Annotated in this window: 14 protein-coding genes; 12 read left to right on the plus strand and 2 right to left on the minus strand. The window is 63.4% G+C overall.

From position 1 onward, the window contains the following. Positions 1–497 precede the first annotated feature (497 nt). Entirely contained in the window at positions 498–5180 is a 4683-nt protein-coding gene (locus V1278_RS05940; protein ID WP_334380008.1) for a VCBS domain-containing protein, read from the plus strand. An 89-nt stretch (positions 5181–5269) separates the two neighbouring features. Continuing rightward, positions 5270–7495, plus strand: a complete 2226-nt coding sequence (locus tag V1278_RS05945; protein ID WP_334380009.1) for a CHASE2 domain-containing protein — start codon at positions 5270–5272, stop codon at positions 7493–7495. A gap of 182 nt (positions 7496–7677) precedes the next feature. Here the strand turns inward: V1278_RS05945 and V1278_RS05950 are convergent, their stop codons facing one another. Then, the gene (locus tag V1278_RS05950) at positions 7678–9291 is read right to left on the minus strand and encodes an ABC transporter substrate-binding protein (RefSeq protein WP_334380010.1); all 1614 of its coding nucleotides are present in this window, start codon (positions 9289–9291) and stop codon (positions 7678–7680) included. Positions 9292–9495: 204 nt separating this feature from the next. Between V1278_RS05950 and V1278_RS05955 the strand changes: the two genes are divergently transcribed. The 7 genes from V1278_RS05955 (at position 9496) to V1278_RS05985 (ending at position 16889) form a co-directional block, all read left to right on the plus strand. Beyond that, positions 9496–11154, plus strand: a complete 1659-nt coding sequence (locus V1278_RS05955) for an ABC transporter substrate-binding protein (protein WP_334365312.1) — start codon at positions 9496–9498, stop codon at positions 11152–11154. Between the two features lie 212 nt (positions 11155–11366). Continuing rightward, positions 11367–12320 (plus strand): ABC transporter permease, encoded by a 954-nt coding sequence (locus tag V1278_RS05960; RefSeq protein WP_334365311.1) that lies wholly within the window; start codon positions 11367–11369, stop codon positions 12318–12320. Between the two features lie 12 nt (positions 12321–12332). Next, on the plus strand, positions 12333–13211 hold the full coding sequence (locus V1278_RS05965) for an ABC transporter permease (protein WP_035728661.1): 879 nt from the start codon (positions 12333–12335) through the stop codon (positions 13209–13211). A 3-nt stretch (positions 13212–13214) separates the two neighbouring features. Continuing rightward, entirely contained in the window at positions 13215–14306 is a 1092-nt protein-coding gene (locus V1278_RS05970; protein WP_334365310.1) for an ABC transporter ATP-binding protein, read from the plus strand. Next, positions 14303–14500, plus strand: a complete 198-nt coding sequence (locus V1278_RS05975; protein ID WP_334365309.1) for a hypothetical protein — start codon at positions 14303–14305, stop codon at positions 14498–14500. Before V1278_RS05970 ends, V1278_RS05975 begins: the two co-directional genes overlap by 4 nt. Further along, positions 14497–15909: an amidase gene (locus V1278_RS05980; protein WP_334380011.1), complete on the plus strand. Its 1413-nt coding sequence runs from the start codon at positions 14497–14499 to the stop codon at positions 15907–15909. The genes V1278_RS05975 and V1278_RS05980 overlap by 4 nt, the downstream gene beginning before the upstream one ends. Further along, complete coding sequence (locus tag V1278_RS05985) at positions 15906–16889, plus strand: ABC transporter ATP-binding protein (RefSeq protein WP_334365307.1); 984 nt, start codon at positions 15906–15908, stop codon at positions 16887–16889. Before V1278_RS05980 ends, V1278_RS05985 begins: the two co-directional genes overlap by 4 nt. A gap of 226 nt (positions 16890–17115) precedes the next feature. Here the strand turns inward: V1278_RS05985 and V1278_RS05990 are convergent, their stop codons facing one another. Continuing rightward, positions 17116–17355, minus strand: coding sequence for a hypothetical protein (locus V1278_RS05990; RefSeq protein WP_334365306.1), 240 nt, complete (start codon positions 17353–17355; stop codon positions 17116–17118). 135 nt (positions 17356–17490) lie between these two features. Between V1278_RS05990 and V1278_RS05995 the strand changes: the two genes are divergently transcribed. The 3 genes from V1278_RS05995 (at position 17491) to V1278_RS06005 (ending at position 21286) form a co-directional block, all read left to right on the plus strand. Further along, a complete protein-coding gene (locus V1278_RS05995; protein ID WP_171581084.1) occupies positions 17491–17760 on the plus strand; it encodes a GlsB/YeaQ/YmgE family stress response membrane protein in 270 nt (89 codons plus the stop codon). A 473-nt stretch (positions 17761–18233) separates the two neighbouring features. Next, positions 18234–19982, plus strand: coding sequence for a type I secretion system permease/ATPase (locus tag V1278_RS06000; RefSeq protein ID WP_334365305.1), 1749 nt, complete (start codon positions 18234–18236; stop codon positions 19980–19982). Next, positions 19979–21286 carry an HlyD family type I secretion periplasmic adaptor subunit gene (locus V1278_RS06005; protein WP_334365304.1) on the plus strand — a complete coding sequence of 436 codons (1308 nt, stop codon included), beginning with the start codon at positions 19979–19981 and terminating at the stop codon, positions 21284–21286. The genes V1278_RS06000 and V1278_RS06005 overlap by 4 nt, the downstream gene beginning before the upstream one ends. The last annotated feature ends 74 nt before the right edge of the window (positions 21287–21360 follow it).

Raw genomic sequence — 21360 nt, forward strand, 5'->3', positions numbered from 1 at the left:
CGATCCACTCAGATCGGCGCTCATCGGGGCCGCTTGGCTATCCGAGACAGGAGGCGGACACGGCGCAAAAGTTTACGGTTGCGGAAGGGTCACAGCTCACCGAATTAACCTTACCCACGGGATCGCTCGGTGCGCGATTGCAACCTGTCCCGGACGCCTTGAAGGCGATGACGGCTTCGAATGGATCCGCGAGGTGATCAGTCTTAAGGCGACTAGGAAGCGGCATTCGCTGCGCTGCGGCAGAGATAAATGATTATGACTGCTTACCTTTATGCCGTGGCAGGCCGTGCTCATTTTTCGATCAGCCCGAGTAAGTTCCGGCCTTTTCCTTGCCACACTTTCGCCGGACACTTTTTCCGGACCTTTTCGGTCCTGTTGCCGACATACCCCATATCGAGGGTATTCGCGGCATGCCTGCTTTTGTGTTCCTTACCTGCGTGGTATGAAAACCCCGCAGGGAAATTTCATACTTCTTAACCATTTAGATTGGTGTTCCATTGAACTACGCCGGCAAATTCGGATCGGGCGCCCTCGACCCTTTTTCCGGCGCGGATATTGGCTCTGGGTCTCTGCTGTCATCGCACGGCCATCTTCCGTCTTCCGGCAAGTTCAATGTCGACAAAGTTTCGACACATGCACCGTCCGACGCCATAATTATTTCTGATGCTGATCTGCTCTTCAGCGGCGACTTCAAGCGATCGGGCATCGATCTGATCCTCAGCAGCGGCGACCGCGAGCTCGTGCTGCGCGATTACTTCAAGGGCGAGAAGCGCGCTGCGCTGGCCTCGCCCGATGGCGCCCATCTTACCGGCGACATCGTCAACGCGCTGAGCGGGTACACCCAGTTCGCGCAAGCCGACGGCAGCGCCAGCGTCGCGCCACCTGTGATCGGGCATGTCACCAAGCTGACGGGCAATGCGACCGCGATCCGCAACGGCGTCTCGATCATCCTGAACCAGGGCGAAACCGTCCATAAGGGCGACGTCGTCCAGTCCGGCTCCGATTCGACACTTGGTATCACCTTCATCGACGGCAGCGTGTTCGGTCTCGCATCGAATGCCAGGATGGTGCTGAACGAAATGGTCTACGACCCCAACGGGTCGGACAACAAGTCGCTGCTTAGCCTGGTGCAGGGCACGATCTCGTTCGTCGCCGGCGCCACCGCCAAGAAAGGCGACATGAAGGTCGACACCCCGGTCGCGACCATGGGCATCCGCGGCACCGCTGTGCTGGTCGAGATCGACTTCGAAGTGCCCGGCTCGGGTATCGCGCCGCCGGCGAAATTCCAGGTGCTGGTCGAGCCCGACGGCACCACCGGCTCCTACATCCTGTTCGACAAGACCACGCTGACGCCGATCGCGACCGTCAACCGGGCCGGCACGCAGACGATTGTCAGCGGCCAGGGCACGGTCAGCTTTCAATCGTCGGTGCAGCTATCGCCCGACGCGCAGAAGATCATCAGCGACGTGTTCTCGCTGAAGTTCACCGACCTGAACAATCCGAACACCAAGCTCACTACCAATTTTACCGATTCGATCGTTCCGGAAACATTGTTCGTCAAGCTGACCGGCGGGGAGTTCATTCCCGTGACGCTTCAGCTACTCAACATCCCGAGCGGGGCTACTCCCCCCGTGGATCCGGGGCCGCCCCCCAGGCTCGTACATATTCCGGGGCCGCCGCGGGCCGAGGCGTTCGGCGGCGCGGCTACCGAACGAATCGATGTGACCGCGAGCTCCGCGCTCGACAGCATCTCGGGTATCGTCAACTATATCGACGTCAACGTCGGCGACACTCCGAGCGTCAGTACGCAGTTTTCTTCCTTCGTCTATCAGGACGCGCAGGGCGCCGACGTCACCACCACGCTGACGGCGCAGCAACTGGCTGCGATCAAGGCGGTCGAAGTGCCGCTGTCCGTGGTGCAGGATCCCAACGGCAAGAACATCGGTACGGCGACCTGGACCTACAACATCGCCGACGGCGCGTTCGACTTCCTCGCCACCGGCGAGACGCTGAAGCTGACCTACATGGCGCGGGTCGACAACAATTTTGCGCCGAACAACGAGACGACGTTTGTGCCGTTTACGATCGTCATCACCGGCACCAACGACAAGCCGACGATCTCCGCGATCGGGGGCGAGATCACGGAGCGGATCGGCACCGGCAATACGACGATCGATACTGTGTCCGGCACCGTTACCTTCGGCGATGTCGACCTGACCGACCGTCCCGTCGTCAGCGTGGCGATCTCCACGACCGATCCGTTCCGCTACTACGACGCAGCGGGCAACGACATCACCGCGACGCTGACGCCGGAACAGTTGGCCGCGATCCTGGCCGTCGAGGTGCCGCTCGGCGTGGTGCAGGCTCCCGGAAACAGCAACATCGGCACGGCGACCTGGACCTACAGCGTCGAGGATAACAAGTTCGATTTTATCGCCAAGGGCGAGACGCTGGTGCTCAACTACGTCGCCCAGGTCGATGACGGCCATGGCGGCGTCATTACGACGTCGATCACGGTCTCGATCGACGGCGCGGATGTCGCCGTCTCCGGTACCAACGACATTCCGACCATCGAGGTGACGAACGCTGCGTTCCCCGAGCTGGTGAATCCCAGCCAGCCGAATCCGACCGGATCCCCGACGCTTCATACGGTATCGGGCACCATCAGCTTTACCGACGTCGACCTGACCGATCGTCCGGTGGCGAGCGCCGCCTTTGCTTCCTACACCTATCAGAGCGCAGCCGACGCCAGTCTCACGCTCACGGCCGGGCAACTCGACGCGGTCGATGCGGCGCTGACGGTGGCGCAGGCGGCCGGCAACACAAACAACGGTTCGGCGAGCTGGACCTACAGCGTCGCCGATAGCGCGTTCGATTTTCTCGCAGATGGCGAAGTCCTGACGCTGACCTACACCGCGACCGTCAATGACGGTCACGGCGGGATCATCAACACGCCGCTCACCGTCACCGTGACCGGCGCTAACGATACGGCCGTCATCGCCAGCAGTCCACAATCCGCAGCAATTTCGGAGATCGCCGACACCTCTGGCTCGGCGGCGCCGGATCACGCCAACGGCGCGATCACATTCACCGATGTCGACTGGACCGATACGCATGCCGTCACGATTACCAATGTGGTCGCAACCGGCACCCAGACGGATCTAATCGACTACAACACCCAGTTCGGCTGGCTTTCGCTGGGCGCGTTGACCGATTCCACGGGCGGCGCGACCGGTTCCCAGAACTGGACCTTCTCGGCCCCGGATCATTATTTCGACTATCTCGCTGACGGCGAGGCCATCACGCTCACCTACACGGTGCAGGTTGACGACCACCACGGCGGCGTCACCGCCAAAGACGTGGTCATTACCGTCAACGGCGCCAATGATGACCCCGTGGTTACCACAACCAACGGCACCTTTACAGAAATGGCCGGCACCGGCAGCGCCACGATGGACCACGCCGGCGGCAGCATCACCTTTGCCGATCTCGATCTCAGCGACCGGCCGGACGTATCCGCGTCATACGCCGGCTACACCTACAAGGCCGCGGACGGCACCACCGATCTGCTGCTGACCGCACAGCAGCAAGACGACATCGGGGTCGCCCTGACGCTGACACCGGTTCTCGGCAACACCAACAATGGTTCGGTGAATTGGTCCTATGACGTGGCCGACAGCCAGTTCGATTTCCTCGCTTATGGCGAAACGCTGACGCTGACCTACGCCGCCAAGGTCAATGACCATCATGGCGGCGTTGTCACCAAGCCGGTCACGGTCACCATCACCGGCTCCAATGACGCGCCGACGCTGGACGCCGAGATCGCGGGCGAGCTCACCGACAGCGCGGCGAATGACGGTTTTGGCAATCTCGCGGGGACGCTGACCGGGAACGATGTCGATCACGATGAGACCGCCTCGCTGAGTTATGCTGCGCTCGACGGATCCAGTGCGGTGAACACCGCGGTCGCCGGCCTCTACGGTTCGCTCACGGTGAATGCCGACGGCACCTACACCTACGTTGCCAATGCCGCCGCGATCAACGCGCTGCACGAAGGCAGCCATACCGATATGTTTACGGTGCAAACGTCCGACGTGCACGGCACCGTCAGCACCGCCATTCTCACCGTCGATGTGAACGGCGCCAACGACGCGCCGACATTGACTGCGGAGATCGCGGGCAAACTCACCGATACCGCGGCCGGTGACAGTTTCGCCGATCTTACGGGCACGCTGGATGGCAATGACCGCGACAGCGACGACACCGCCTCGCTGCGTTATGCTGCGCTCGACGGATCCAGTGCGGTGAACACCGCGGTCGCCGGCCTCTACGGTTGGCTCACGGTGCACGCCGACGGCAGCTACGTCTATGTGCCCAATGCTGCCGCCATTGATGCGCTGCTGGCAGGCAGTTATACGGATACCTTCGCGGTGCACACCATCGATGTGCACGGTGCTGCCGGCACTGCGACGCTGACGGTGGAAGTGGAGGGAGCGAACGATGCGCCCGTGATCGGAACCGATGTCGTCGTCACAGAGGATGTTGATGAAACGACGACTTTTTCGGGCCTTTACGTCACGGATGTCGATGCTACCGGATCCACCACCTTTGCGATGTCAGCGACGACCGGTGCCAGCCCGCTAACTAGTGTGACGCCGGCAAATGGCAGCGACCTTGATTTTGAGGAAATCAACACGACGCTGGACAGCGGTATCGCCTACATGCACGACGCTGCCGAACCGCAGACCGACATAGTCACGCTCACGGTTGCCGATAGTTTTGGCGGCGCCGATACGGTCAATTTCATTTTCAACCACGCTGGAACGGGCCCGGAAGTGATCTTGAACGGCACGTCCGGCAAGGACGTCATTTTTGCGACCGGCTATGCCGATACGCTGACCGGAGGTGCGGGCGCTGACCAGTTTGTCTTCACGCCGGAAGACCCGAGTGCCGATACGATTATGGACTTCATCCAAGGCGAGGACCATATCGATCTCCGTGCGTTCGCCCAGTTCGTGAACGCCGAGAACATCACTGCGTGGCTTGCAAATCCAGTCCATGTGACGACCAGCGGCGATGACAAGCTGATCACGCTTGATACTGGCGACACCATCACCTTGAAGGGGCTTGCCACCGCGGGTCTGCATGCGAGCGACTTCATCGTGTCGCCGCATCACTAATATGGCGCTTCGCCACCCGTGCTAACTCAGGGATTTCGATGCCATCTTCTGGCTTGTCTGGCGCCGTCAGTTAGCCAACAATCGAAGCCATGAAGCTCCGCGTTCTACCGAGGTGGTTCAAGCGGCGCGTCGGCTACGCCCGGCTGCTGTGCCTTGCGCTGCTGATCGGGTTTGCCTGGCTGCGCATTGCCGACCCGGCGCCGGTCGAGGAAATTCGTATCAGGACTTTTGACGCTTTCCAGCGCATCGACCCGCGCAAGAAAACGGCAAGGCCGGTTACCATCGTCGATATCGACGAGAAGAGCCAGGAAAAACTCGGGCAGTGGCCGTGGCCGCGCACCCGGCTTGCTGACCTCATCAACGAACTGACCCAGCTCGGCGCGGTCGTGATCGCGTTCGACGCGGTGTTTTCGGAGCCCGACCGTCTCAACCCTGCCTTGGCGGCAGATACTTTCCGCAATCTCGACGAGGAAACCCGCGCCAGGCTGCGCGCGCTGCCCAGCAACGACCAGGTCTTTGCCGACGCCATCAAGGCTTCTCGCGTCGTGCTCGGCGAATCCGGCCTGCCAGAGGAAGTCACGGCGCTCGACAAGACGCTGCCGGTCACCGGGCTTGCGATGTTGGGCGAGGAGCCGCAGCGCTTCATGTTCGATTTCCCCGGCCTGTTGCGCAACGTGCCGGTGCTCGAGCACGCCGCCGCCGGGCGGGGCCTGTTCACGATCAAGCCCGAACGCGACGGCATCATCCGGCGAGTGCCGATGATCATGCAGGCGCAGGGCCAGACCTTGCCGTCGCTCACGTTCGAGATGCTGCGGGTCGCCAGCGGTTCGGGCACGATCCTGATCAAGGCCGAAAAGGCCGGCATCAAGAGCATCGGCGTCAAGGGGTTTCAGATTCCAACCGACCGTAATGGCCAGATCTGGGTTCATTATGCCCGCAACGATGCCTCCATCTATGTCCCCGCGATCAATGTGCTGGAGAAAAATGTCGCGCCCGACATGATCGCGGGCAAGCTGGTGCTGATCGGCACCTCGGCGGTCGGCCTCAATGACATCAAGACCACTCCGGTATCGCGCGCCATGCCCGGTGTGGAGATCCACGCCCAAGTGCTCGAGACCACCTTGACCGGCGAAGTGATCTCGACGCCGATCTACGGCATCGCCGTCGAGTTCGCGACCGCGCTTCTGTTCGGGCTTCTGGTGATCGCGTTTGCGCCGCTGTTCGGACCGGTCACGCTGGTTGCCCTCGGTGCGGCGTTTGCCACCGCCCTGATCGGAACGTCGGTGTATTTCTACGCGCAGCATCGGCTGCTGATCGATTTCACCTATCCCCTGATGTCGACCACGTCGATCTATCTGACGCTGATCTTTGCGAGCTTCGTGCGCGAGCAGGCGCAGCGGCGGCAAATCCGCTCCGCCTTCGGCCAGTATCTATCGCCGGCCTTGGTCGAACAGCTCGCGCAGTCGCCGGAAAAGCTGGTGCTTGGCGGCGAGGAGCGCGAGATGACCATCATGTTCTCCGACATGCGCGGCTTCACCTCGATCTCGGAGACCTACAAGAACGATCCGCAGGGCCTCACGGCGCTGATGAACCGTTTCCTGACGCCGTTGACCAACGCCATCCTCGACCGCAAGGGCACCATCGACAAATATATGGGCGACGCCATCATGGCGTTCTGGAATGCGCCGCTGGACGACAAGGACCACGAGCTCAATGCCTGCGAAGCCGCGCTCGACATGCTGGACCGCGTCGACGAGCTCAACCAGGCGCGCGAGCAGGAGGCCAAGCAGGAGGGACGTCCGTTCATCCCGCTCAATGCCGGCATCGGGCTCAATACCGGCGTCTGCGTGGTCGGCAACATGGGTTCCGACCAGCGCTTCGATTATTCGGTGTTCGGCGACAGCGTCAATCTCGCCTCGCGCCTCGAAGGGCAGTCGAAAGAATATGGTTTTCCTATCATTGTCGGCTCCAAGACCGCGCTCGCGGTCAAGGACAAGTTCGCCATTCTTGAGCTCGACTTCATCATGGTGAAAGGCAAGAAGGAGCCGGAGGTGATCTACGCCATCGCTGGCCGCGAGGACACCGCGCAGTCCGGCCGCTTCCAGCGCCTGCGCAACCTGACGATCGAGATGCTCGCCTGCTATCGCAACCGCGACTGGGACGGCGCGCTGGCGGTCATAGCCCGCGGCCGCAAGACCGACGAGGCAAACGCGCTGGAGCTGCTCTACAATCTCTACGAAGCGCGCATCCGCGGTTATCTCGAAAATCCGCCACCGGAAGACTGGAACGGCGCCTTCGCGCTGCTGACGAAGTGACGCGCGGAAGAGTGTAGGATGGGTGGAGCGAAGCGATACAATCCTGCAGCGCGTTCATCTTTCGTCGCTGCGAACGCAGGGACCCATACCGCGTGATGTAGCTATTTTGCGCTGGAGCTCGTTTGCTTCTCTCCAACTAAGTCCTGTGGTTATGGGTCCCTGCGTTCGCAGGAACGACAAGATTACTCCAGCCCGATTTGCGTCAGATCCTGGAACCAGTGCTGCGCCTGCACGAATTTCTTCACCTTCGGCGACAGCGCATGCGGGTTGGTGTCGTGCACGACCCATACCAGCGTGGCGTCGTCGACGATCTGCGCGTGCGCCTGCGCCAGCAGCTCGTCCTGCTTGGCGACATCAAAAGTCTGCTTGGCTTCGTCGATCAGTGCATCGACCTTCGCATTTCTGTAGCCGCCCCAGTTGACGCCAACCGGCGCGATCTGGCCGGAGTGGAAGAAGCGGACGATGGCGTAGAGCGGGTCTGACGTGACATAGGCGATGTTGTTGGAGGTGATGCCGGCGTTCATTTCGTCGGCCGCGCCCTTGCGCCAGGCCGTGTATAGCGTCTCGAGCTCGACCACCTTGAAGTCGATCTCGATGCCAATCTCCTTGAAGCTCTGCTGCAGGAATTCGTTCATCGGCAGCGACAGCATCTGTCCGGTGCCGCCCTGCGCGATGACGAAGGTGGTCTTCAGCGGCTTCTCCTTCGAATAGCCGGCCTCCTGCACCAGCTTCTTCGCCGCCGCGACATCATATTTGAGCTCGAAGGACGGCTTGCCGAACCATGGGCTCGACGGGTCGACCTGGCCCTTGGCGGGTTTCGCCAGACCGTTCATCAGCCCGACCACCGCCTCGCGGTCGATCGCGAGGTTGAGCGCCTTGCGCAGGCGGATGTCGGTCCAGGGCGAGCCGGGCAACACGCTCAAATGATAATTCCAGACATGCGGCGTGACGTTGTCGACGATCTTCATGCCGGCGGATTTGAGCTGCGGCACCGCGTCCGGCGCCGGGGTCTCGATCAAGTCGACCTGGCCGGCCAATAGCGCGTTGGTGCGCGTCAGCGCTTCCGGCATCGGGATCAGCACGATCTTGTCGGCCTTCGGAAGCCGCTTCTTGTCCCAATAGTCGGCATTCCTGGTCAGCTCGGCGAGTTCGCGCGGCACGAGTTTTGTCAGTTTGAACGGCCCGGTGCCGGAGGGCTGGCTGGCGAACTTGTCCCAATCCTTGCCAAGCTTTTCATATTGCGCCGGGCTGGAAACCAGAAACCACAGCATCTGATACGGAAAGAAGGAGTCGACCGCCTTGGTCGTGATCTCGATGGTGGCGTCGTCGATCTTGGCGTAGCTCGCGACCGAGGGCAGGCGGGTCTTCACCTGCGCGCTCTGCCGCTTGTCGAACTGCGGTGCCTTGTCGTTGAGCACCTTGTCGAGATTCCAGATCACCGCGTCGGCATTGAACTCGCTGCCGTCGTGAAACTTGACGCCCTTGCGAAGCGAAAAGCGCCATTTCTTCTTGTCTTGCTCGTCAACCCTCCATTCGGTCGCGAGCCCCGGCACCAGCTTGCCGGGCCGGTCGGCGACGTCCATCTCCCACGCGACCAGCGGATCGTAGAGCGTATAGGCAGAAAACTGATAGGCGCCGGCGCCGCGATCGGGCTGGCCGGTCGTCAGCGGGATGTCCGCCATCGAAATGCCGTAGCGCACAACGGTCTCGGCCTGCGCCGAAATCGTGGAGATGCCAAGAGCCAAGCCTACGGCCAGAGTTGCGGCAGCAAGAAGCATCGAATTTCGGGTGCGCATGAATTAGGCTCCATCGGGCAGGGTTTGGAGCTAAAAATGCAAGCTTGGTGCCAGCTTAGGCATTGGACTTGACTTGCATGCGCGCTTCACAAGGAGTTGTGCGGTCAAACGCATAGCCCGAAGGGAAGCATGCCGTTTGGCACAGGCGTTGCATACGGCTGCATAAGAATTAGTCACCAGGCGTTGAAAAGAGGATTGCTGCATATGCGTAACGACAAATCGAAGAAGACGGCCACCGCGTGGCTGCTGGCAACGGCGCTGGTGGTCGGGTTGCCACAACTCGCAAGCGCCGAAACGGTGCTGCGGATCGGCATGACGGCTGCCGATATTCCACGCACCCTCGGCCAGCCCGATCAGGGTTTTGAGGGCAACCGCTTCACCGGGCTGACGATGTATGACGGCCTGACGATGTGGGACCTCTCATCCCGCGACAAGGCAAGCGTCATGATTCCGGGCCTCGCGACCGAATGGAAGGTGGACGAGGCCGACAAGAAGAAGTGGACCTTCAAGCTGCGCCCCGGCGTCAAATTCCATGACGGCAGCAACTTCAATGCCGACGCCGTGGTTTGGAACGTCGAGAAGGTGCTGAAGCAGGATGCGCCGCATTTTGACGCCAGCCAGGTCGGCGTCACTGCCTCGCGCATGCCGACGCTGGCCTCCGCACGCAAGATCGACGACATGACGGTGGAATTGACCACCAAGGAGCCGGACAGCTTTCTTCCGATCAATCTGACCAACCTGTTCATGGCGAGCCCCGCCAAGTGGCAGGCCTTCTATGACAAGGCTGAAGGCGCCGACGCCAAGGCGAAATCGCAGGCCGCCTGGGCGGCGTTCGCCAGGGACGCCTCGGGCACCGGCCCTTGGAAGATGTCGAAGTTCACGCCGCGCGAGCGGCTCGAACTCGTCAAGAACGAAGGCTATTGGGACAAGGGCCGCGTGCCCAAGGTCGATCGGATGGTGCTGCTGCCGATGCCGGAGGCCAATGCCCGCACCGCGGCCTTGCTGTCCGGCCAGGTCGACTGGGTCGAGGCGCCCGCACCCGACGCGGTCAGGGAAATCAAGCAGCGGGGCTTCCAGCTCCAGGCCAATGAATCGCCGCACGTCTGGCCGTGGCAGTTCTCGCGCATCGAGGGCTCGCCCTGGAACGACATCCGCGTCCGCAAGGCCGCCAATCTCTGCGTCGACCGCGAAGGGCTCAAGGAAGGCCTGCTTGCCGGCCTGATGGTGCCGGCGACCGGCACGTTCGAGCCCGGCCATCCCTGGCGCGGAAAGCCGACTTTCGAGATCAAGTATGACCTGAAGGCCGCTCAGAAGCTGATGCAAGAGGCGGGCTACGGCCCGAACAAGAAGCTGACGGTGAAGACCCAGACCTCCGCGTCAGGCTCGGGCCAGATGCAGCCTCTGCCGATGAACGAATATCTGCAGCAGGCATTGGCGGAATGCTATTTCGACGTTCAGCTCGACGTCATCGAGTGGAACACGCTGTTTACCAACTGGCGCCGCGGCGCCAAGGATCCGACCGCCAACGGCGCCAACGCCACCAACGTCACCTACGCGGCGATGGATCCGTTCTTCGCTCTGGTGCGCTTCCTGCAATCGTCGATGGCACCTCCCGTCTCGAACAATTGGGGCTACATCAACAATCCCAAGTTCGACGAACTGGTGACCAAGGCGCGCCAGACCTTCGACCCCGCCGCGCGTGACGCGGCGCTGGCCGAACTGCACGCAGCCTCGGTGGACGATGCGGCGTTCCTCTACGTCGCCCACGACGTCTCGCCGCGGGCCATGAGCCCGAAGGTGAAAGGCTTCGTGCAGCCGAAGAGCTGGTTCGTCGACTTCTCGCCGGTGTCGATGGCGCCGTGAGGTGAGCACACTGGTTAGGCTCCCCTCCTTCTTGCGGGGTCCGAGGCGAGCGAAGCTCGCTCTCGAGGTTGGGGGAAGGGGTCCACACGGGCAGTCCCGGTGCGGCCACCCCTCTCCCTAACCCTCCCCCACAAGGGGGGAGGGAACCCTCGCATCGTGCGTCCTTTACTGTAACCTGCGCATTCGTCGTGTTGCATCAAGTCAGGTAACCCGTGTTCGCTTACATTGCCCGGCGTATCGTCTACGTCATTCCGATCGTGATCAGCGTCGCGCTGGTGTGCTTCCTGCTGGTGCACATCACGCCCGGCGATCCCCTGGTCGCGGTGCTGCCGGCGGATGCGTCGCAGGAACTCGCGGCGCAACTGCGCACGGCTTACGGCTTCGACCGGCCGCTGCCGGTGCAATTCGGCCTCTGGCTATGGCGCGCGCTCCATGGCGATCTCGGCAGCTCGATTGCGACAGGCCGCCCGGTGCTGTCGGAAGTCCTGCGCGCCGTCGGCAACACCGTCACGCTTGCGGTTGCCGCCGCGCTGATCGGCTTTACTCTCGGGCTGATGTTCGGCCTGATCGCCGGCTATTTCCGCGACACCTGGATCGACAAGGTCGCGACCTCCATCGCGATCGCCGGCGTCTCGGTGCCGCATTACTGGCTCGGCATGGTGATGGTCATCATCTTCTCGGTGCAGCTCAACTGGCTGCCCGCGGTCGGCGCCGGTCCCGGCGGCTCCGGTTCGTGGGGCTGGGACTGGGAGCACATGAAATACCTGATCCTGCCGGCGATCACGACCTCGGTGATCCCGATGGGCATCATCACCCGCACGGTCCGCGCGCTGACCGGTGATATCCTGAGCCAGGATTTTGTCGAAGCGTTGCGCGCCAAAGGGTTGCGCGAATTCGACGTGTTCCGCCACGTCATCAAGAACGCCGCGCCGACCGCGCTCGCGGTGATGGGCCTGCAATTGGGTTACATGCTTGGCGGCTCGATCCTGATCGAGACCGTATTCTCATGGCCCGGCTCGGGCTTGCTGCTCAATTCCGCGATCTTCCAGCGCGACCTGCCGCTGCTGCAAGGCACGATTTTGGTGCTGGCGCTGTTCTTCGTCACGCTCAATCTGCTGGTCGATATCGCGCAGGCCGCGATCGATCCGCGCATCAAGCGGGGTTGATCCATGACCGTGATGTCGGATACCGCCCTGCAAGCCGCGCCTGCGACCAAGGCGCGCGGCTATTGGGCCACCGTCGGTCGCCGCATCGCGCGCGACAAGGTCAGCATGGTCTGCGCTTTCGTGCTGGTGCTGATCTTCGCCTCCGCGCTGCTGGCGCCGTGGCTCGGCCTTGCCGATCCCTATCAGGGCTCGATGATCCGCCGGCTTCGCCATATCGGCACGCCGAACTATCCGCTCGGCACCGACGAGCTCGGCCGCGACATGCTGGCGCGGCTGATCTATGGCGGAAGGCTGTCGCTGATCATCGGCATCCTGCCGGTGATTTTCGCCTTCGTGATCGGCACCTCGCTCGGTCTCGTCGCCGGCTATGTCGGCGGCCGGCTCAACACTGCCATCATGCGTACGGTGGACGTGTTCTACGCCTTCCCGTCGGTGCTGCTGGCAATCGCGATCTCCGGCGCGCTGGGCGCGGGTATCGTCAATTCCATCGTCTCGCTGACCATCGTGTTCGTGCCGCAGATCACCCGCGTCGCCGAAAGCGTTACCACCGGCGTGCGTAACATGGATTTTGTGGAAGCCGCGCGCGCCTCCGGCGCCGGACCTTTTACCATCATGCGCGTGCATATGCTCGGAAACGTTCTCGGCCCGATCTTCGTCTACGCAACAGGCTTGATCTCGGTGTCGATGATCCTCGCCGCCGGCCTGTCATTCCTCGGGCTCGGCACCAAACCGCCGGAGCCGGAATGGGGCTTGATGCTGAACACGCTGCGCACCGCGATCTATATCAATCCCTGGGTGGCGGCGCTGCCGGGCGTGATGATCTTTGCGGTGTCGATCTGCTTCAATCTTTTGAGCGACGGCATGCGCAGCGCCATGGACATCAGGAACTGACGCATGGGTGAGACGTCCACCTCAGTCGAATTGCTGGAACAGGTCGAGGACATCGGCGGGGCGGCGCAACCGCTGCTGCAGGTCACCGGCCTGACCAAACATTTCCCGGTGCGCGGCGACCTGTTCAGCCCTCGTAAAACGGTGCGTGCGGTCGATGATGTGTCGTTCTCGATCGCCAAGGGCGAAACGGTCGGCATCGTCGGCGAATCCGGCTGCGGCAAGTCGACCACGGCACGGCTTCTGATGCACCTGATGAAGCGCGATGCCGGCGACATCGTCTATGACGGCATGCAGGTCGGCCGCGCGTTGTCCCTGCGCGAATTGCGTCGCGGCATGCAGATGGTGTTTCAGGACAGCTACGCCTCGCTCAATCCGCGCCTGACCATCGAGGAATCGATCGCCTTCGGCCCCAAGGTGCACGGCATGGCCGACGCTGCCGCGCGCACGCTGGCGCGCGAGCTGCTCGGCAAAGTTGGCTTGCGTCCCGAAACTTTCGCCAACCGCTACCCGCACGAAATTTCCGGCGGCCAGCGCCAGCGCGTCAATATCGCGCGTGCGCTGGCGTTGTCGCCGCGGCTGGTGATTCTTGATGAAGCGGTGTCTGCGCTCGACAAATCGGTCGAAGCCCAGGTGCTGAACCTGTTGGCGGACCTCAAGCGCGAATTCGGCCTGACCTATCTTTTCATCAGCCACGATCTCAACGTGGTGCGCTACATCTCGGATCGCGTGCTGGTGATGTATCTCGGCGAGGTGGTCGAACTCGGCCCGGTCGACAAGGTCTGGGATGCGCCGGCACATCCCTACACGCGGGCGCTCCTGGCGGCGATGCCGTCGTCCGACCCCGATAACCGCACCGAGACGCCGCCGATCTCCGGCGATCCGCCCAATCCGATCGACCCGCCGTCGGGTTGCCGGTTTCACACCCGTTGCCCGTTTGCGGAGCCGCTCTGCGCAAATGCGACGCCAAAACTCAGCGATGTCGATACAATGGGCCATCAGGCGGCGTGCTACATGGCCATACCTGGCTCCGGGCACAGTCGCGCGCCGGCCAAAGAAAATGCCAAGAAAAGTGACATGGGAGTAACCGCTGCATGACAAGACCCGATCCCAAGCAGGTCAAGGTAATGACCGACGTCGCCGGCGTGCCGCAGGGTGCGGAAGTGTCCGCCCGCATCGCCAGTTCCATCGGCCCGGCCTTTGACGGGTTTGCGCCCATTGCCGGCACGCTGCCGATGGATCTTGAGCCCGCGAGCTTCCTGCTGGTGCAGAACGCGAAGGTGTCGAAATGAGCGGCGAACCGGCCTTGATGTCAGCGGTCGCGGTCGCCAAGGCGATCGCCGGCAAGAAGTTGTCCTCGCGCGAAGTGACGCAATCCTGCCTCGACCGCATCGCGCAATGGCAACCGCGCGTCAACGCCTTCATGGCGATCGAGGCGGAGGAGGCACTTGCCGCGGCTGATGCCGCTGACGCCGCGCTCGCCAAGGGCCAAAATCTCGGCCCGCTGCACGGCGTCCCGATGGCGCACAAGGACATGTATTACGAGGCCGGCAAGGTCGTCACCTGCGGCTCCAAAATCCGGCGCGATTTCGTTGCGACGACGACTTCGACCGCGTTGCAGCGCCTGAAAGATACCGGATCCGTCAGGCTCGGCTCGCTGCAGATGGCCGAGTTCGCCTACGGGCCGACCGGCCACAACGTGCATTACGGCGCGGTGCGCAACCCCTGGAATGTCGATCACATCACCGGCGGCTCTTCATCAGGCTCGGGCTCCGCAGTCGCGGCGCGGCTGACCTTTGCCGCACTGGGCTCCGATACTGGCGGCTCGATCCGGATGCCCGCGCATTTCTGCGGCGTCACCGGTTTCAAGACGACGGTCGGCCTGATCAGCCGCGCCGGCGCGATGCCGCTGTCGCAATCGCTCGACACCGTCGGCCCGCTGGCGCAAACGGTCGAGGACTGCGCGCTGCTCGTAGGGCTGATGGCGGGTGCGGATCCCGAGGACCCGACCACGTCCACGCGGCCGGTGCCGAACTACATGGCCGCGACCACGGGCTCGATGAAGGGCCTGAAGATCGGCGTACCGACAGCCTTCTATGTAGACGACCTCGATCCCGAGGTGGCGCGCGTGCTGGACCAGACCATCGCTACACTCAGGGGCGAGGGGGCCGAGATCGTCAAGGTCGAACTGCCGGACCAGCGCCAGCTCACGGCGGCCTGCCAGATCGTGCTTGCCACCGAGGCGGCTGCCTTCCACAAGCGCTGGATGATCGAGCGACCGCAGGATTACGGCGGTCAGGTGTTGATGCGGCTGCAGAACGGGCTCGCCATTCCGGCCGTGACCTATCTCGAAGCGATGCGCTGGCGCGGTCCGGCGCTGGCCGCCTACCTCGCCGCGGTCGAAGGCACCAACGCCGTGATCGCGCCGGTGGCCCCGATGCCCGCGGCGACGATTGCCGAGAGCGATGTCGGCAACAGCCTGGAGGCGGAAGCCGTGATTCAGCGCATCACGCGGTTCACCCGCCCGATCAATTATCTCGGCCTGCCGTCGCTTTCGATTCCCGCGGGCTTCACCAAGAAGGCGCTGCCGATCGGCATGCAGTTGATCGGTCGTCCCTTCGATGAGGCCGGGCTGGTGCGGATCGGCGCGGCGTTCCAGCGCGCCACCGACTATCACCAGCAGGTACCCAAACTGGCATGAGCAACCTCGTCGATATCCGCGACCTCAACATCCGCTTCACCGGCGAACGTACGGTTCATGCCGTCAACGACATTTCGCTCTCGCTTGGCGAGGGCGAGGTGCTGGGCCTGCTCGGCGAATCCGGCTCGGGAAAGAGCGTGACGCTGCGCGCGCTGATGCGGCTGTTGCCGAAGAAGCGGACGCAGATTTCGGGCACCGTGAAGGTGTTGGGACGCGACGTGCTCGCAATGAACGACGAGGAGCTGTCGGCGTTTCGCGGCCAGACCGTCTCGATGATCTTTCAAGAGCCCGCGCTGGCGCTCGACCCCGTCTACACGATCGGCCGCCAGATTGCGGAAACCGTGATCCGCCACGAAGGCAAGAGCGAAAAGGAGGGACTCGCGCGCGCGCTGGAAATGCTGGAGGTGGTGCGGATTCCCTCCGCCAAGCGCCGCTTAGAGGCCTATCCGCACGAAATGAGCGGTGGCATGCGGCAGCGCGCCATGATCGCGCTGGCGCTGGCGTGCAAGCCGAAAATCCTGCTGGCGGACGAGCCGACCACGGCGCTGGACGCCACCGTGCAGATCCAGATCCTGCTGCTGCTCCGCGAATTGCAGCGCGAGTTCGGCATGTCCGTGATTTTCGTGACCCACGATATCGGCGTCGCCATCGAAATCTGCGACCGCGTCGCGGTCATGTATGCCGGCCAGATCGTGGAGCAGGGCCGCCTGCGCGACATCGTCCGCACCCCGGTGCATCCCTATGCCAAGGGGCTATTGGCTGCTACCGTCCACGGCGCAAAACGCGGCCAGCGGCTGGAGACCATCCCGGGCACGCCGCCCTCGCTCGACAAGGCGCCCGTCAGTTGTTCGTTCGCGCCACGCTGCACGGTTGCGCAGCCGCGCTGCAGCGAGCGTCTGCCGCCGAATGTGCAGGTATCGCCGGATCGAACGGCGCGTTGTGTGCTGGCGGAGGCGGCGGAAGTTTCTGCTGCGACCTGATCGCCACACGGGCGCTGCACTCCCTCTCCCGCTTGCGGGGGAGGCGTAGGCGGCCGATGGGCCGCCGTCCTTGATTTAAGAACGCCGATGCGTAGCATCGGCTATGGGTGGGGGTGCCGCCGCGAGTCGCATCCTTCGTATGGAGAGAGCCCCACCCGCATCGCATCTCCGATGCGATGCGACCTCTCCCGCAAGCGGGAGAGGTGAAGCGATACACTGATTTGATTCACCCACCCAATCCGGGATCAGCCCACTGCTCGATTTGCGACGGCCCGACCACCTGCTTTGGCTGATGCGGATTGAGCGTGCCGGCGCTGGCGGACCAGCCCTTGGCCAAAATTTGCATTGCAAACAGCTTGGCGTCAATTTCAGATTTGAAGGTGCGGGTCGAGCGGGCCGTGCTCTCCGCAGTATCGTCCGTCTTGTCCGGACCGAAAGTCACATACCAAATATCGCCCTGTTTCATGCCGACATAACGCGCGTGACATAAAAAAGTTCACTTCGCAGGTGCAGTTGACCGGCGCGCGGATTGCGGCTCGTCACATCGGACAATCGTGGATAGGCTGTCGTACGGCCTGCGCCGCAAACCCGGGGGCTTCACATGCAGATTTCCAACGAAGGCATTCTCGTCATTCTGTTTGTCGGCCTGGTGGCCGGCTGGCTCGCCGGCAAGATCGTGCGCGGCACCGGCTTTGGCATCATCGGCGATATTCTCGTGGGCATCGCCGGCGCGCTGCTTGCGAGCCTGCTGTTTCCCAAGCTCGGCATCCGTCTCGGCACCGGACTGGTGTCCGAGATCGTCTACTCCACCATCGGCGCCGTCATCTTGCTGCTGATCGTCCGGCTATTGCGGACCGGCGGGCGGTTCTAGCGCGGCGCTATTTGGCGCGGCCACCACATCTGCGATCCACTGCAGAAGGGCCGTGCCTTGATCAGCGGCGCCATGCCGAGCATCACGCCAAGCCCTGTTCGGCAACCTCAAGCATCGCCGGCCCGGCGGACCGTTCCCACGGCATCGCCCATTCCGCCGGCCTGCTGGCGAATGGGTCGGCGTTCGCGCGCAAGCCCGATGGCGGCCGACGGGCGGGCTGGGCGCCGGAAGCGGCGTCCTTCTCGATACCAACGGCGAGATCGGCCGGGTCTCGATTCGGTGATTCTGGTGCCGTTTCCGCGCCAGGCGAAGGCTGAACCCGTCAAACTAGCTGCCCAATCACGCGAATGCCGCCTCCGGCCGCGTCATGGGGGGGTGAACTGGATCGGGGTTAACGTGACTTAAATGGACGGTGTCCGAAAACATCGGTAAAACCTGCACGTCACCTGATCCTTTTGGCGAGACACGCATTTATGGCAGCCGCTCCCGGCGTCCGGCGTTCAGAGCTCGGTGAGGCGCTGCGCGCCTGCCGCAACGCCTTTATCGGCGTTGGCGTCATGAGTTGCATGATCAATCTGCTGTACCTCACCGGCTCGATTTTCATGCTGGAGGTCTACGACCGCGTGCTGCCCAGCCGCAGCGTGCCCACCCTGGTCGGCCTCGTGATTCTCGCTGGCGGACTCTACATCGCCCAGGGCGGTCTCGACCTGATCCGCGGCCGCATTCTCGGGCGTATTGGAACCGCGCTCGACGAAGCCATCAATGCGCGCGTGTTCGAAACCGTGGTGCGGCTGCCGCTGATGGTCGGCGCCCGTAACGAAGGCCTGCAGCCCTTGCGCGATCTCGACAATGTCAGGTCGTTCCTCGGCAGCATGGGGCCGGGCGCGTTCTTCGATCTGCCGTGGCTGCCGTTCTATCTGGCGATCTGCTTTCTGTTCCACTGGCTGCTCGGCGTCACCGCTTTGGTCGGCGCCGTCATTCTGGTGACGCTGACGCTGATCACCGAGTTCCTGTCGCGCACGCCGGCGAAGGAGGCGATGACGCTGGCCGCGCGGCGCAGCGACCTCGCCGCCACCAGCCGGCGCAACGCCGAAGTGCTGGTGGCGATGGGCATGTCCGGACGGCTGATGAAGCGCTGGAGCGAGGCCAACGAGACCTATCTGGCAGGCAATCAGCGCGCCAGCGATATCGCCGGCGGTCTCGGCGCGGTCGCCAAGGTCCTGCGCATGATGCTGCAATCGGCGGTGCTCGCGGTCGGCGCTTACCTCGTGATCCACCAGGAAGCCACCGCCGGCATCATCATTGCGGGCTCGATCTTGAGCGCGCGGGCGCTGGCGCCGGTCGATCTCGCCATCGCCCACTGGAAAGGTTTTGTCGCCGCGCGCCAGAGCTGGCATCGCCTGTCAAAACTCCTGCAGCAAATGCCGCCGGCAAATGAACAGACGCTGTTGCAGGCGCCCACGAAGCGGCTGTCGGTCGAGGCGGTCAGTATCGTGCCGCCGGGCGACCAGCGCGTCATCGTGCAGGACGTCAGCTTCGCCGTCGAGGCCGGGTCCGGCGTCGGCGTCATCGGTCCGAGCGGTTCCGGCAAGTCGTCGCTGGTGCGTGCGCTGGTCGGCGTCTGGACACCTGGCCGCGGCAAGGTGCGGCTCGATGGCGCGGCGCTCGACCAATGGTCGTCGGACGTACTCGGCCGCCACATCGGCTATCTGCCGCAGGACGTCGAACTGTTCGCCGGCACCGTGGCGCAGAACATCTGCCGCTTTGACCCCGAGGCGAAATCGGAGGCGATCATTGCCGCCGCCAAGGAGGCTGGCGTGCACGAGATGATCATCAAGATGCGCGAGGGCTACGATACCCAGATCGGCGAGCAGGGGGCTGCTCTCTCCGCCGGTCAGGCGCAGCGCGTGGCGCTGGCGCGCGCGCTCTACGGCAATCCGTTCCTGATCGTGCTCGACGAGCCGAACTCCAATCTCGACAGCGAGGGCGACGAGGCGCTGACCCGCGCCGTGCGCGCCGCCCGCGAGCGCGGCGCCATCGTGGTTGTGGTGGCGCACCGGCCGATCGGCATCGAGGCCGTCGATCAATTGCTGGTCTTGAAGGACGGCCGTATGCACGCGTTCGGTCCCAAGGAAACCGTGCTCGGCCAGGTGCTGCAGCGCGTCCCGGCGCCGCCGCCGATCAAGATCGTGTCCGAAGCGGGAGCTGCGAAAAAATCATGACCGCGGACCTGAAAGGCGCGCGCCGCTCGATACGCTCGCATCTCATCGTAGGTCTGGCGCTGATGCTGGTCATTGCCGGCGGGTTCGGCGGCTGGGCCTCGACCGTGCAGATCTCGGGCGCGCTGATCGCGCCGGGTTCGGTGGTGGTCGATTCCAACGTCAAGAAGGTGCAGCACCCGACCGGTGGCGTGGTCGGCGAGGTCCGGGTGCGCGACGGCGACGTGGTCAAGGCGGGCGACGTCGTGGTGCGGCTCGACGAGACCGTGGTCAAGGCGAGCTTGGCCATCGTGGTCAAGACGCTGAACGGCTTGTGGGCGCGGGCGGCGCGGCTGGAAGCCGAGCAGCGCGGCCTCGACAAGATCAAGTTCCCGCCGCAGCTCTCCGATCGCGCCGACGACCCTGACGTCCGCGACATCATCGCGAGCGAAACCAAACTGTTCGAGGTTCGCGTGTTCGGGCGCGCGGGGCAGAAATCGCAACTGCGCGAGCGCGTGGCCCAGCTCAATGAGGAAATCGCCGGCCTCACCGCACAAGAACAGGCCAAGGAAAAGGAAATCGCGCTGGTCGAGAAAGAGCTGATCGGCGTCCGTCAGCTCTACGAGCAGCGCCTGATCCAGATCTCGCGCCTGACGGTTTTGGAGCGCGATCTCGCCCGGCTGTCGGGCGAGCGTGCGCAATACATCGCCGCGCGCGCGCAGGCGAGGGGCAAGATCACCGAAACCGAACTGCAGATCATCCAGGTCGACAAGGACGTCGTCAGCGAAGTCTCCAAGGATCTGCGCGAGACCAACGACAAGATCGGCGAGTTCGTCGAGCGCAAGGTCACCGCGGAGGATCAACTGCGCCGCATCGACATCCGCGCGCCGCAGGACGGCGTGGTGCTGCAGTCGACCGTGCACACCGTCGGCGGCGTTATCACCGCGGGCGACGCCATCATGATGATCGTGCCGAAGGCCGACGATCTCTCGGTCGAGGCCAAGGTCAACCCGCAGGACATCGACAAGCTGCAGATCGGCCAGAAGACGCTCTTGCGGCTATCCGCCTTCAATCAGCGCACCACGCCGGAGCTCAACGGCGTGGTGACCCGCGTCTCCGCCGACGTCACCACCGACCAGCGCACCGGTCAGAGCTACTACACCATCCGCGTCTCGATGCCGCCGGACGAAGTCGCCCGCCTCGGCGAGGTAAAGATCATCCCGGGCATGCCGGTGGAAGCCTTCGTGCAAACCGGCGACCGCACCATGCTCTCCTATCTGATGAAGCCGTTCAGCGACCAATTGATGCGCTCGTTCCGGGAGAGGTGAGGTTGTCGCGTAGGTGCTGTCGTCCCTGCGAACGCAGGGACCCATAACCACCGGGTCTGGTTGTTGAGCCGAAG

The organism is Bradyrhizobium sp. AZCC 1577 (assembly GCF_036924575.1).
Classification (GTDB): domain Bacteria; phylum Pseudomonadota; class Alphaproteobacteria; order Rhizobiales; family Xanthobacteraceae; genus Bradyrhizobium.

What these genes read in the sequence shown, in the direction of transcription:
- V1278_RS05945 (WP_334380009.1), top strand. Translation starts at nt 5,270, where the DNA reads ATGAAGCTCCGCGTTCTACCGAGGTGGTTCAAGCGGCGCGTCGGCTAC.
- V1278_RS05950 (WP_334380010.1), bottom strand. Translation starts at nt 9,291, where the DNA reads ATGCGCACCCGAAATTCGATGCTTCTTGCTGCCGCAACTCTGGCCGTA.
- V1278_RS05955 (WP_334365312.1), top strand. Translation starts at nt 9,496, where the DNA reads ATGCGTAACGACAAATCGAAGAAGACGGCCACCGCGTGGCTGCTGGCA.
- V1278_RS05965 (WP_035728661.1), top strand. Translation starts at nt 12,333, where the DNA reads ATGTCGGATACCGCCCTGCAAGCCGCGCCTGCGACCAAGGCGCGCGGC.
- V1278_RS05970 (WP_334365310.1), top strand. Translation starts at nt 13,215, where the DNA reads ATGGGTGAGACGTCCACCTCAGTCGAATTGCTGGAACAGGTCGAGGAC.
- V1278_RS05975 (WP_334365309.1), top strand. Translation starts at nt 14,303, where the DNA reads ATGACAAGACCCGATCCCAAGCAGGTCAAGGTAATGACCGACGTCGCC.
- V1278_RS05980 (WP_334380011.1), top strand. Translation starts at nt 14,497, where the DNA reads ATGAGCGGCGAACCGGCCTTGATGTCAGCGGTCGCGGTCGCCAAGGCG.
- V1278_RS05985 (WP_334365307.1), top strand. Translation starts at nt 15,906, where the DNA reads ATGAGCAACCTCGTCGATATCCGCGACCTCAACATCCGCTTCACCGGC.
- V1278_RS05990 (WP_334365306.1), bottom strand. Translation starts at nt 17,355, where the DNA reads ATGAAACAGGGCGATATTTGGTATGTGACTTTCGGTCCGGACAAGACG.
- V1278_RS05995 (WP_171581084.1), top strand. Translation starts at nt 17,491, where the DNA reads ATGCAGATTTCCAACGAAGGCATTCTCGTCATTCTGTTTGTCGGCCTG.
- V1278_RS06000 (WP_334365305.1), top strand. Translation starts at nt 18,234, where the DNA reads ATGGCAGCCGCTCCCGGCGTCCGGCGTTCAGAGCTCGGTGAGGCGCTG.
- V1278_RS06005 (WP_334365304.1), top strand. Translation starts at nt 19,979, where the DNA reads ATGACCGCGGACCTGAAAGGCGCGCGCCGCTCGATACGCTCGCATCTC.